The sequence below is a fragment of the Streptomyces enissocaesilis genome (assembly GCF_039533765.1).
GTDB classification, from domain to species: Bacteria; Actinomycetota; Actinomycetes; order Streptomycetales; family Streptomycetaceae; genus Streptomyces; species Streptomyces enissocaesilis.
In genome coordinates, this window is sequence record NZ_BAAAUD010000048.1 from 1 (window position 1) to 12611 (window position 12611).

General features: G+C 70.7%; 12 protein-coding genes. 4 read left to right on the forward strand and 8 right to left on the reverse strand.

All coding sequences use genetic code 11. The features are described from left to right. Positions 1–349: 349 nt before the first annotated feature. A complete protein-coding gene (locus tag ABD374_RS24720; RefSeq protein ID WP_344497807.1) occupies positions 350–985 on the forward strand; it encodes an NADH oxidase in 636 nt (211 codons plus the stop codon). A 25-nt stretch (positions 986–1010) separates the two neighbouring features. Here the strand turns inward: ABD374_RS24720 and ABD374_RS24725 are convergent, their stop codons facing one another. From ABD374_RS24725 to ABD374_RS24740, 4 genes are all read right to left on the reverse strand, one after another. Next, entirely contained in the window at positions 1011–1619 is a 609-nt protein-coding gene (locus ABD374_RS24725; protein ID WP_344497808.1) for a response regulator transcription factor, read from the reverse strand. A 22-nt stretch (positions 1620–1641) separates the two neighbouring features. Further along, complete coding sequence (locus ABD374_RS24730) at positions 1642–2862, reverse strand: sensor histidine kinase (protein WP_344497809.1); 1221 nt, start codon at positions 2860–2862, stop codon at positions 1642–1644. Between the two features lie 138 nt (positions 2863–3000). Beyond that, complete coding sequence (locus tag ABD374_RS24735) at positions 3001–5250, reverse strand: TOMM precursor leader peptide-binding protein (RefSeq protein ID WP_344497810.1); 2250 nt, start codon at positions 5248–5250, stop codon at positions 3001–3003. Then, positions 5247–5456, reverse strand: a complete 210-nt coding sequence (locus ABD374_RS24740) for a hypothetical protein (RefSeq protein WP_344497811.1) — start codon at positions 5454–5456, stop codon at positions 5247–5249. The genes ABD374_RS24735 and ABD374_RS24740 overlap by 4 nt, the downstream gene beginning before the upstream one ends. Positions 5457–5817: 361 nt before the next feature. On the opposite strand from ABD374_RS24740, the gene ABD374_RS24745 reads away from it, so the two are divergent. Beyond that, the gene (locus tag ABD374_RS24745) at positions 5818–7227 is read left to right on the forward strand and encodes a hypothetical protein (protein WP_344497812.1); all 1410 of its coding nucleotides are present in this window, start codon (positions 5818–5820) and stop codon (positions 7225–7227) included. A gap of 106 nt (positions 7228–7333) precedes the next feature. On the opposite strand, the gene ABD374_RS24750 is transcribed toward ABD374_RS24745, so the two are convergent. Beyond that, positions 7334–7585, reverse strand: a complete 252-nt coding sequence (locus ABD374_RS24750; RefSeq protein WP_344497813.1) for a hypothetical protein — start codon at positions 7583–7585, stop codon at positions 7334–7336. A 267-nt stretch (positions 7586–7852) separates the two neighbouring features. On the opposite strand from ABD374_RS24750, the gene ABD374_RS24755 reads away from it, so the two are divergent. After that, positions 7853–8851, forward strand: coding sequence for a LuxR C-terminal-related transcriptional regulator (locus ABD374_RS24755; RefSeq protein WP_344497814.1), 999 nt, complete (start codon positions 7853–7855; stop codon positions 8849–8851). A gap of 30 nt (positions 8852–8881) precedes the next feature. On the opposite strand, the gene ABD374_RS24760 is transcribed toward ABD374_RS24755, so the two are convergent. Together ABD374_RS24760 and ABD374_RS24765 are read right to left on the reverse strand one after the other, a co-directional pair. After that, positions 8882–9526: a response regulator transcription factor gene (locus ABD374_RS24760; RefSeq protein ID WP_344497827.1), complete on the reverse strand. Its 645-nt coding sequence runs from the start codon at positions 9524–9526 to the stop codon at positions 8882–8884. Continuing rightward, a complete protein-coding gene (locus ABD374_RS24765) occupies positions 9526–10812 on the reverse strand; it encodes a sensor histidine kinase (RefSeq protein ID WP_344497815.1) in 1287 nt (428 codons plus the stop codon). Before ABD374_RS24765 ends, ABD374_RS24760 begins: the two co-directional genes overlap by 1 nt. 133 nt (positions 10813–10945) lie before the next feature. Between ABD374_RS24765 and ABD374_RS24770 the strand changes: the two genes are divergently transcribed. Then, on the forward strand, positions 10946–11629 hold the full coding sequence (locus ABD374_RS24770; RefSeq protein ID WP_344497816.1) for a DedA family protein: 684 nt from the start codon (positions 10946–10948) through the stop codon (positions 11627–11629). Between the two features lie 38 nt (positions 11630–11667). Here ABD374_RS24770 and ABD374_RS24775 read toward each other — a convergent pair whose 3' ends face one another. After that, positions 11668–12429, reverse strand: coding sequence for a thioesterase II family protein (locus ABD374_RS24775; RefSeq protein WP_344497817.1), 762 nt, complete (start codon positions 12427–12429; stop codon positions 11668–11670). Positions 12430–12611: the final 182 nt, after the last annotated feature.

Here is a 12611-nt window from a genome sequence, read left to right on the forward strand (position 1 = left end):
GAACGCCGCCGTCTCCGACGTGAAACGATCACCCGTGAGCTGCATACCATCACCGGAATCACCCGCGAAACGGATAACCACCCGATCCAACCGACGGACCTCCTTGCCGCCTCCGCCTCCGCCGGGAGGTGCCGCAGGGGTGTTTTCCGATACGTGAACGGCCACCGGCCGCCCCCTTCCGTCGATGCCGCTGGCTGGCTGCCGCCGACGGTAGGGGCCCTCTCTTGTGACTGGCCAAAGCCGGTCCGTGTACGTGAATTCTTCATGCGTGACGCGTGACCCAGTGGCTGTTGCCCCTCTTCGCGACTGCCGGATACTCGACCGTCACCACACAGGAAGGACGCTCGTCATGCCGCACCCCGCAGGGAGGCAGATGCTCCATCTGTGGTCGCTGAGTGAGGATGTCGTCGTCAAGGCGGGGGCGGGCGACGAACTCGTCCTGTCGGGCCGCTTCGGCACGGAGCGGATCGAGCATCCCGACCCGTTCCTCCGCGAGGCCCTGCGCCGGATGGAGCTGGGGCCGGTACTGCCGGCCAACGTCGAGGCGATGGCCGCGAACGGCGACTTCGGGGCAGACGCCTGTCCGGTGCCGCCGCCGACACTCAGCAGGCTCTCGCACCTGGTCGTACGCACACTGGGCCTCGACGATCTCAAGGGCCCGCTGCTCTCGGTGGCCCCGGCCTCCCGCCGGGCGATCTTCGAGCCGGTGCGGCTGGCCGCCCAGAGCCACCTCAGGCTGCGCAAGGACGTGTCGCTGACGCTGGAGGGGCCCGGGGTCGTCGTACGGTCCGCCGCTTCTCTGCACCGCGTGGTGCTTCACCGGCCGGAAGCGGCGTGGGTGGCCTCCACGCTGGCCTGGGCCGTCACCCCCGACGAGGCGTCGGCGGCGCTTCCGCTGCCGCCCGAGGTCACCGAGGGCATCCTGCGTTATCTGGCCGCCGCCGGAATGACGGCGCCGGCAAGGAGTGCCGGTACGCCTCCCTAGAACGTGCCCCGTACGCCCGGCGTGCTCACAGCAGCCAGCCGGACTCCCGCGCCAGACGGATCGCGTCGACCCGGTTGCGTGCGTTGAGCTTGGCCACGACGGTCGTCAGGTAGTTCCGTACCGTGCCTGTCGACAGATGCAGCAGCGAGGCGATCTCCGGTGCCTCGGCGCCCTCGGCGGTCAGGCGCAGCACCTCGGTCTCCCGCTCCGTGAGCGGGTTCTCCGATCCGCCCCAGGCGGCCAGCGCGAGTTGCGGATCGATGGCCCGGTGCCCGGCGGCCACCCGCCGTACGGCCGCGGCGAGTTCCTTGGGCGGGGCGTCCTTGAGGAGGTAGCCGGACACCCGGGCGGAGAGGGCCCTGCGCAGGGTGCCGGGGCGGCCGAGGCTGGTGAGGATGAGGGTCGGGCACTGGGGCAGCCGGTCCCGCAGCTGGGTGGCGGCGGAGAGCCCGTCGAGGCCGGGAAGGTCGATGTCGATGATCGCCACGTCCGGCCGGTGCTTGAGCGCCGTGCCGACGATCTCGTCCCCGCGCTCGACCTCCGCGACGACTTCGAAGTCGTCTTCGAGCTCCAGCAGCGCGACCAGAGCGCCTCGGACCATGTGCATGTCCTCGGCGAGGAGTATCCGTATCACTGAGCCGCCCCCGTCTGCAGTGTCAGGTTCGCGGGATCGTACCAAGGGGAGGGCCCGCCGGTTGTACGGGAACCTCGGCCACCAGGCGGAACGTACGGTCCTCCGCGCGCCCGGACTTGAGGCTTCCGCCGACCGAGCGCAGCCGGGACTCCAGGTTTCCGAGCCCGCTGCCGCTGTGCGGGGACAAGTCGCGGTAGGCGGGGTCGACGCCGTCGTTGATCACGGACAGGCGTACGCGGCCGTGCTGTCGCACCGCCTCGATGGCGCAGTGGTCCGCCTTGCTGTGCCGCAGCAGATTGGTGACGGCTTCCCGCAGGGCGGTGGCCAGGACGGTGTCGGACTGCGGGCTGATCCTCCCGAGCGACACCTCCACCCGTACTTCTATGTCGGCCGCGCCGAGCACCGACTGCGCGGATTTGATCTCCTGTTCCAAGGACATCTCGCGGAAGCCGCTGGCGACCCGGCGGACGTCGGCCAGCGACTGCCGTGAGATGGAGAGGACCTCCTCGATCTCGCTCATCGCCCGCTCGGGGTGGGTCGGGATGAGTCGGTTGATCAACTCGCTCTTCAGCGTGATCGCCGAGAGGCTGAAGCCCAGCAGGTCGTGCAAGTCCCTGGAGAAGCGCAGACGTTCGCTGGTCACGGCCAGGTGGGCGAGTTCACCGCGGGTGGCGTGGACTTCCTGTACGAGCTCGGCGAGCCGGGAGAGCCCGTACACGACGAGGCCGGTGATGAGGGTCGACAGGCACAGGTACACGCTGTGGGCGACCGGCCGCCCGTCGAGCACCGGCGGCACCAGCATGCTCAGGCCGACCGCTGCGTACATCGTCCAGGCCACCGGCGGGCGCAGCAGCAGCAGCAGTGAGGCGGCGAGGAAACCGGCCATGGACCCCCACTCGGCACGGAGGCTCACGATCGGCAGGTAGGTGAGCAGGGCCTGTGCGCCCAGCGAGAGGCACCTGCGGGGCAGCGGGGCCCGGTCGGCGCCCGCCGCCGAGTGGGTGAGCTGCAGTCCGAGGATCGCCAGCAGCGCCGCGACGGCCGCCGCGACGGCCGGGGAGGAGAGCCCGGCGTCGAGGATGTTGAGCACCGTGATGAGGGTGTAACTCAGCAGTACGGCAAGGAGGATGGTGCGTGCCAGGCGGGGGGCCGGAAGATCGCGGCTGCGGCCGGACGGCGAGCTGTCCGGGCCCCCTCTTCTCCGTGGGTCGTCCGCGGTCTGCGGGTGGTCGTGACTGTCCATCGTTCGCACGGCCTCTTCTCGCAACAGTGTGCGCACTTTCTCGGGATGGTATGTGAAGGCCGTGGAAATAGCGTGAAGTTCGGTCAGTTGTACGGTTCGGTACCGGACGAAGATTCGGTACCGGCGAAGAGGTGACCGTCAGACGAAGAGCGGGACGGGGTTGAGCCCTTCGTACGGTGTACGCGCGGCCAGCCGCCCCAGCGCCACCGGGACGTCGTACAGCCGGCCGGGCGCCAGCCGTGCCCAGAAGTGCCGCATACCGGGCACGAGCACCTTCACCACCGGGATGCCGAGGTCGGGCCTGCTCTGGTCGAGCACCAGCAGTTCCATGCCGCGGTCCCGGACCAGCCCGGTGATCGCGGTGACATCGTCCAGCAGGTCCGCACGCGGCACATAGGCCCAGCTCTCCGGCGCACGGGCGGGCAGCGCGCCGTCGGGCCGCAGGTAGGGCTGGTTGGCGACCGTCGCGTTCCGCCACCAGCCGAGCGGCTCCGGGTCGCCGATCGCGTACCCCGTGCCGTCCGCCCGCGCCTCGCACACCGCGGGCAGCAGCTGGCCCATCTCGCTCAGGGCCCTGCGCAGCGCCAGCCGCGGGTCGAAGTGGGCTCCGAACCCGAAGATCACGTCCTCGGCGGGCTTGTCGGTACGCCGTGACAGCGCGGCCATCACCGGGATGCCGAAGTCCGAGGTGAGGTCGAGCACCCACAGTTCGCGACGGAGCCGGTGGCACGCCTCCCGCATGACATCGGCGTACGGCTCGGCGAAGGCGTCGACGTCGACCCCGGCCTGCCGTGTGCGGTTGTACCACCACAGCGCCACGGCGTCGCGCTCGACGACTTCGAGGAACCCCTGGACCAGGGCGTCCTCGGGGCTGCTGCCCGCCGCGTTGCCGTTGGAGNTCAGGGACCACACGGCCGTCCAGTCGGTCGGCCGCTCCTCGTCGAACCGCTCGGGCACGTGCTGGAAGTGCGACATCCGCGCGTTCCACCCGGCCCGGTCGCGGAACTGCCGCTCGTCGTAGAGCTGGCAGTCATGGGGGTGTACGGCGTCCCGGCCCAGGGCGCGGTAGGTGTCCCGCACCACCGGCTCGTCGCCGTGCCGGGTGCCGCTGTACCGTTCCACCGCTTCGCACAGGGCGCTGACCCGGGCCTCCGTGTCGGTGAGGCCCTTGCCGCCGCTGAGGGCCCGCAGTCCCGCGCGCAGCCCGGCCAGGGTGTGGTGGCCCATCGCCAGGTTGTGGCCGGAGACATAGGAGTTGATGCCTTCCGGCGTGCGGGGAGCGCGGCGGATCTCCTTGACGATCCCGGTCACCGGGTCGACGAGATGGCCGTGCCGGGCGAGCATCTGCTCCGGTGTGAACGCCCGGTGGCCGCCCGACGCCTGCGGGGCCTTGGGCCGCGAGACGGGGACGAAGGGCCTGCGGGCCCGCTCGGCGACGATGCCGGGATCACCGCACACCCGGCACTGCGGAAGCCGGGCCACCCGGTGCTCCCGGGTGCGCAGGCGGAGGGTGTCGAGCGTGTGCAGGACGCCCTCGGAACCGTGGCGGACGCCGGCTGCCCACTTCGCCATTTCCAGTACGGCCAGGTGCAGGGCGATGGAACGGCCCGCCGCCAGCGAGGCGACGGGCCGGGTGAGCGGTCCCGCGTCGCCGAGTGCCCGCCGCACCGGCCACTCGGAGCGGCGGTGGCCCACCAGCCGGGCCGCCAGGCAGGACCAGCACGGGCCGCTCCGCGGCTGGAAGACCGGCCCCACCCAGGGGTCGGCGCCGCAGACCTTGGCGATGAGCCAGGGTCTGTCCTCCGCGCGGTGGGCGGCGTCGATCTCGCGCAGCTCCGGCGAGAGGTAGTCGTCGCAGAGCACCAGCGAGAAATCGGCGTCCTCCCCCGCGGGGGCCACCGCGATCCCGGAAGCGCGGCACGCGGCCGACACCGCCTCCGTGTCGATGCCGGTGACGGCCTGGATCCGTACGCCGGCGTGCCGCAGCCTCGCCACCGCCGTACCGCCGTCCAGGCCCGCGAGGTCCCAGTAGGCCTCGGCGGCGCGGTCGTCACCGGCGGGCGGGCCGGCCGCGGGAGCGGGCGTCCCGGCTTCCGGGTGGAAGCGCAGCAGGCCGGCCCCCAGCAACTCGCTCACGGAGGCCATGACTTCTTCGGTGCCCAGCATCGGCGCGGCCGCCCGCAGCACGCCGCCCAGGTCACGCGTGCCGTCCAGCAGCGGCACCAGGACTTCGGCGTGCTCGCCGTGCAGGGCGGTGACCCCGCGCCGCGACACCAGGTAGGCCGCCTCTCCGGGAACGACGGTGGGCTGGAGGTGGAGTTTGAATCCCACCCGTGCGGCCGCGCCCCCCGGCGTCGGCCATACCTCTTGCCCCCCCACGACGGTCATGCCGCGAACTGCCCTGCGGCCAGGGGAGAGCGCTCGGTCGCCGGCACGGCGATGATGCAGATGGAGAACAGCGTGACGCCCTGCTCGTACGCACCGTCCAGGTTCTCGATCACGAGGCGCGGCCGCGACGGCCGGGCGGGCTGCACAGGGGACATGTCGACGGACGTGACGCGGTCAATCATGACGTTGGTCATGGTCATGGTCATGGTCGTGGTGTCCTTCCGTGGCGCTCCTGGGGTTCCTTTTCAGCCGTCATCCTTGTCCGCGCGGGGGACTTCAGACAGTGTCGCCGTCACTGGCGCGGGGTGAAGTTCTCATGGGCCCCGGGGCGGGACGCGCCGGAGGAACGGCGTCAGGGGAGATCCGAGGGCTTCCCTCACGAGAGTGACCCCACGTCACACGTTCGGCTTGCTTAAGGACCGCTCCCAGGGGGGAGATACTGGGGGTATTGGTCTGTACGGGTATTAATCGGGCGGTACATGCGTGGCTGGGACGCTTTATGTGCAAAGTCCTCAAGACTACCAGTAACTATTCAGTCGATAGAACTTGGTTGTTGAGGAGCATGTGATGCACGTCAGCGAATGGCTCCCCGATCAGCCCATTCGCATCGGTCGGATCGACTGGCCCGAAGAGGCCGACGACGGTACGCACCTTCGCCTGCGAGCGGGTCACATCGTCGTCGTCGACCGGCAGCCCTGGCGGATCCTCGAAATCCACGGGTACCGCGACCCGTGGCCCAAGTCGTACGAGAAAGCCTGGCGTGATCACGTCGAGCTGTGGAAGCACTCCGAAAGCCTGCACCGGGCCAACGGGCAGCCGGCCACGGAGGCCCCCGCGCGGGCGGACTTCTACAAGCGCCCCATCGTCCTGGTGCTGCGCAACGAGAACCTCCCCCGGTCTGCTCCGAAGCACTGGTGCGCACCGGCGTCCCACGACTGGCAGGTCCTGCCGGAGCACTACTCCGTCTGCCGGGCCTGCGGCGAACTGCCCCCCTGCCACAACGGGGAGTACCGCTGGGAGGGCGGCCCCCGGCGGCCCGAGCACAACGGAGGCGTCACCCTCATCGTCCCGCCCGACTGCTGCATCGGGTGCGCGGAGCACATCAAGCCCCGGATGCGGACGGTGCGCTTCCCCGGACCCAACCTCTGGTACCCCGACCGGGAGGACGGGAGCGCGGTCTTCCACGCCCGGACCGCCTGCGCGGATCAGGTCGACTGCTACCGCGCGCAGTGGATGGCCGAATACCCGCCCGCCATGTCCCAGCCGGTATTCGCCCTCGGGCTCTCGGACAGCGAAGGCTTCGTGCTGCCGCGGGCGAGGCCCGCACATTCCGCGCAGCCGGCGGACTGGAACCACCCGGCGGCGGACGGCGCGGAGACCCGCCGCTCCGGACTCCCGGAGGTGCGTCACGAACCGCCGGCCGGCGGCACGACGCTCTTCGAACAGGCGGTGCCGCGCCTTGCGTCCGAGACGTCCCACGCGAACCACATGAACCATGCCGACCAGGTGAATCATGCGAACCACATGAGCCATGCGAACCATGCAGACCACATGAGCCATGCGAACCATGCAGACCAGATGAATCATGCGAACCACGTGAGCCATGCGAACCCCGCGTCCGCCGCCCCCTTCGCCGCTCCGGCGCACCAGGGCCCCGTGGGCAGTCAGGAACGCGCGGGGTACGAGGAGCCCGGGGTCCGTCCGGTCACCCGCATGCACCACTCGTCCCCCATCGACCACCCGGACCCGGAGTCCCCGCCCCGCCCGGCGCCCTCCGTCGACGCGGCGGCGCCCATGATCTCCCTCCAGAACATCGAGGCGGTACGCCGGCTCACGGAGGAACTCGGCCTCACCCAGGTCGACCGGTCGGCCCTCCACGACGCGGACCAGGCCGCCAAGGTGATCGAGGAACTCACTGCCGCCGTGCGCAATGTCGCCCTCTGCCTGAGAGGCACGGGGCTGCGCATCCGTTCCTGACGGCCGGTACGCGCGCCACCCCCTCCACGAGCCCGAACGCGCAAGGCGTCGGCCGATGGTTCCCCCTGGGACCACCTCGGTCGACGCCTTGTAGGTGTGGTGTGTGTTACTTCGTCCAGGGCAGGTCGCCGTCCAGGCCCCCGGCCTTGCCGACCGGTGCCGGCGCCGGCGCCGGGGCGGGCCCGGTCCAGGGCAGGTCGTCCTCCGCGCCGACCGTCACGGTGAGCGTCGTGACCGCCGTGGGGACCGAGAGGGTCCAGGGCAGGTCGTCTTCCGCATTCGCCGTGCCGGTGAACAGAAGGACGTTCAAGCAGGCCGCACCGATGACCGCCGCGAAGAAATTTCTGTTGTTACGCATTCTTGAGATCCCCCTCGGAAGCTGCTTCGTTCGTTCTGGTCAAAACCGTACCCCACTCAATTTTTGGCTCAATTTTTCCCTGATTTTCCGCAGCGGAAGCCGCATAAAAATGAGCCGAAAAAACCTGCGGCTAGGCTCTCGCTGTGACGACGGCAGGACCGGGTCGAACCCCCGGGGGGACCGGCTCGGCCGGTGAAGTGATGCACTGCGAATCAAGGGAACGGACCGGCCCATACGCGGTGGGCACCGTGGCGGAGGGGGAACAGCATGCTCAAGGAGATTGGCCTCGGCCAGGATGCGGAATACGCCTATCGCACCCTGCTCAAAGAACCGAAGGCAGAAATACAGGTGATGGCGGAGCAGTTCGGCTGGTCCGTCGACCGGGTTTCCACCGCGCTTGAGGAGCTTTCCGAACTTTCGCTGGTACGCCCGTCCTGGGAGAGCCACGGTTCCACCCGCCTGGTGGATCCGGAACTGGGACTCAAAATACTCATTCAGTCCCAGGAGATGGAACTGCTGAAACTCCAGCAGTCCCTTTCGGCGAGCAAGCTCGCGGCCGCCCGGCTGATCGCCGACTACCGGGAGGAGGAGGACAGACTCGCCCCCGGCACCGTGAAACTGGCCAGTGGCGCGGACGCGGTCCAGGCCTGGATCGAGAAGGCCGGCCACGAGTGCCGCGAAGAGGTGGAGGTCTTCCTGCCGGGGGGCGCGCAGTCGGCGGAGAGCCTGCGGGAGGCCAGGGCGCTGGACCTCATGCTGCTGGAGCGGTCCGTACGGGTCAGGTCCGTCTACCAGGACAGCATCCGCAACGACCGGCCGACCAGTGAGTACGCCCAGTGGCTCGGCGAGCAGGGCGGCCAGGTCAGGACCGTCGCCCACCTGCCGCTACGGATGATCATCTGGGACCGGCGGGTGGCGCTCGTCCCGGTCGACCCCAACGATCCGGACCGGGGCGCCTTCCTGCTGTCCGGAGCGGGGCCGGTCGCCGCGTTGCAGGCGCTGTTCGAACACGTCTGGCGGCTGGCGGCCCGGTTCGGCGAGGACCGCTGCCGGAACACCGACAGCGACAGCGCCCTGGCCGACCAGGAGAGTGCCGTACTGGGGCTGCTCGCCAGTGGACTCACCGACGAGGTCATCGCCCGCAAGCTCGGCGTGTCCGTACGCACCAGCCGCCGGATCACCGCCGAGCTGATGAGCCGGCTCGGCGCCCGCAGCCGGTTCCAGCTGGGCGCGCTGGCCGCGCAGCGCGGCTGGCTCGCGGTCTGAGGGCCGGGGGAGGGACGCGGGCGGCGCGGGTCACCCGCGCAAGTAGGCGAGTACCGCCAGGACCCGGCGGTTCGTGGAGTCGGACAGGTTGAGGTCGAGCTTGGTGAGGATGCTGCCGAAGTGCTTGCTGACCGTTCCCTCGCTGACGGTCAGGGCCGCGGCGATGGAGGCGTTGGACTTGCCCTCCGCCATCAGGGCCAGCACTTCCTGCTCGCGGGCGGTCAGCCTCGCCATGGGATCGCGGCGGTGCCGGATCAACTGTCTGACCACCTCGGGGTCCACCACCGTGGCGCCGTCGGCGACCCGGTGCAGGGCGTCGATGAACTCCTCGACGTCGCCGATGCGTTCCTTGAGCAGGTAACCGACGCTCGTACCGTCCGACGAGTCGAGCAGGTCCTCGGCGTAGGCGCGCTGGACGTACTGGCTGAGCACCAGGATGGGCAGGTCAGGCTGCTGCTTGCGCAGGCTGATCGCGGCGCGCAGTCCTTCGTCGGAGAAGCCGGGCGGCATGCGGACATCGGTCACCACGATGTCCGGGCGGTGCTCGGCGACCGCCGCGGTCAGCTCCTCGGCGGTTCCGGCCCCTGCCACCACCTGATGACCGAATCGCTCCAGCAGACCGACCAGGCCCTCCCGCAGGAGCACGCTGTCCTCGGCCAGTACGATGCGCAACATCATGTCCTCGATCGGGCGGGTGAGCAGGGGACTTGCAGGCGGAACACGGTGGGCCCGCCGGGCGGACTGGACACTAGCAGGTGGCCCCCGAGCACCGAGATGCGATCGGCCACCCCCTGGAGCCCCGTCCCGTCGACCGTGTCGGCGCCGCCCACCCCGTCGTCCTCCACCTCCACGGTCAGCCGGCCCTTCTCGGCCCGTCCGGTCACCCGCGCCCGGGTGGCCCTGCTGTGCTTGGCGACATTGGCCAGGGCCTCGCAGACCGCGAAGTAGACCGCTGTCTCCACGGCTTCGAGCAGGCGTCCCGGCAGGTCGAAACTCACGTCCACCGGGACCGCCGAGCGATCGGCGATGTCCTCGACGGCGGCCTCCAGGCCCCGGTCGGTGAGGATCTGGGGGTGGATGCCCCGGATCAGTTCCCTGATCTCCACCAGCGCGACCCCCGCCTCCTCGTGCGCCTTGGCCAGCAGGCCGCCCAGCGGCTCGGCGGGGCTTTCGAGTCGGGCCAGACCCAGCGTCATGGACAGCGCCACGAGGCGCTGTTGGGCCCCGTCGTGCAGATCGCGCTCGATACGGCGGCGCTCCGCCTCGAAGGCGTCCACCAGACGCATCCGGGAACGGCCCAGCTCCTGTACGCGCGAGTCGAGCCCGCTCTCGGGGACGGAGAGCAACTGCCTGGTCAGTACGGCGCGACCGGCGGCCAGTACGCCCAGCGGATAGGCGAGCAGGGGGAGGAGCAGCACCCCGGCCAGCAGCGCGGCGAAGGCCTCCGGGTAGGAGTCGGCGAGCCAGAGCTTGAGTACGCGCGCTTCCCCGTCGCCGCCCGCCGCCATCATCACGGGGGTGGCGATCAGACCGCCGCAGACCGTGAGCACCGTGCCCACGACGAGTGCCTCCAGGGGCCACAACAGGAAGGCGAACAGCAGCGCGTAGCCCAACTCCCGCCAGGTGGAACGCTCCTGGATCCGTGTGCGCAGCCAGGACGACAGCCCGGTGCCGGCCGGTTCGCGGTGCGGACCGGGAAACGGGCCGGAGTCGATCAGCCGGAGCCGGCGGCGTTCCAGCGCGGCGAGCGGAACTCCGGTGAGTACGAGGGTGAGCAGCAGGGGCACGCCGATCAGGACCACCGTGAGCACACTGCCCGCGACGGCGAGCAGGAGCAGCGTGGCCAGTGTGGCGATGCCGAGCGCCACGCTGGTCAGCAGATAGAGCGCCGCGCGCCACGGCCAGCTGCTGAGGACGTAACGACGCTGCTGGAGTGCCTGCCAGAGGCTGGAGGAGGGCATGAGGGCACGCTACGAAACGCCGTGCGGGCGGACCACCCAGCTAGCTCCACCTTCCGGGTGGGCACTGCCTCTCCCGGAAGAGTCCTCCCAGTTGCAATGTGCCGGACCCGGCCGACCGGGTCTCCTTGAGGCAGTGAGCAGCCGACTGCTCCCGCCCCGCACTCCGGGGACGCCCGACACCGAGGGGATCCCCATGGACTGGCTCCAGGCCCAGTTGTCCACCGTGCCGGTCTGGCTGACGCTGGTCATCGTCTTCCTGCTGCCCACGGTGGAGCCGGTACTGCCCGTGCTGGGCATGCTGCTTCCTTCCCAGACGGCCCTGGTGGTGAGCGGGGTGCTCACGCACCAGGGCAGTCTTCCGCTGGCCGGTGCGCTCCTGGCCGCGGTGCTCGGTGCGGTGGCGGGCAATCTGCTCGGTCATGCCGTCGGACGGGTGTGGGGCGGCAGGCTGGCGGCCGGCCTGCCGGCCCGGGTCACGGAATCGCGCAAGTACCGGGCCGCGCTGAGCGCCGTCAGTACGTACAGCGGCCGGGCCGTGCTGCTCGGCCGGTTCAACGTGGCGCTCCGGACGATGGTCCCCGTCATGTGCGGCACCGTGCGGGTGCCCTGGGGCCCGTACCTGGGCTGGTCGGTCCTCGGCAGCCTGCTGTGGGCTCCGTCCTGTGTGGCGCTGGGTCTTCTGGCGGGGAGTTCCTGGCAGCAGTGGGGCGGGTCCGGCGTACTGGTCGCGGCCTCGGTGCTGCTGCTGGCCACCACGTCCCTTCCGCCGCTGCTGTCGCTGCGGCGCGGTGCTCCGGCCGTCGCGCCGCAGGCGTGAGCCGCAGGCGTGAGCCGTGGGCGTGGGGGCCGGCGGGTTCAGAGGCGCTCGCTGAGGAACGCCAGCAGCTCCGCCTCCGCGGGCACCAGGTAGAAGTGGTCGCCGGGGAACACCCGGGTCTCGAACCCGGCCGTGGTCAGCTCCGCCCAGGACTCCAGTTCACCGACCCGGCACCCCGGGTCGGCGTCGCCGCCCACCGCGGTGACCGGTGACCGCAGCGCGGCCGGCCGGTGCGGCCGGTACGACTCGATCAGCCGGAAGTCGCCGCGCAGCGAGGGAAGCAGCAGCGGCCTCAGGTCGGGATCGTCGTAGACGGACGAGGCCAGGTCGCCCAGCCGCCGCGCCGAGGCGATGAGCCGGTCGTCGTCCAGCAGGTGCAGGTTCCCGCCGCGTTCGAGGTGGGGCGCGCCGCGCCCCGACACGATGACGCGGTCCGCGACGATGCCGTGCCGTTCGTCGAGGCGACGGGCCACCTCGTAGGCGACCGCGGAGCCGAGGCTGTGCCCGAACAGGACCAGGGGCAGCGGCTCGGGTCCGGCGAGTACGGGCTCCAGCGCGCCGGTGATCCGGTCGGCCAGCTCCGTCATGTCCTCGACGCACGGTTCGGCGAACCGCTCCTGCCGGCCCGGGTACTGGGTGGCGAGCAGTTCGACATCACCGGGTATCCGCCCCGGCCAGGTGTGGAACAGGGTCGCCGTACCGCCCGCATGCGGGAAGCAGACCAGCCGGGCCCGTGCCGCCCCGGCCCGCCGGTGCCTCCGGAACCACCGGCTCCCCTTGTCGGTGTCGATGACCGTCACGCGAACCCACCTCTCACAGCCTCCGATGTCACGACCTTGCACGCGTCATGATCCGTGGAGGTGGCGGGCCGCGGGGCTCTCGCGCGCGGGCAGGCTGCTGCCGCCGCAGGTTCCTGCCCGCTGGTTCGCTGCCTTTTCCGCGCGGGTGCAGACATCGTGCACAGGAGGGTGGAGCTACCTCC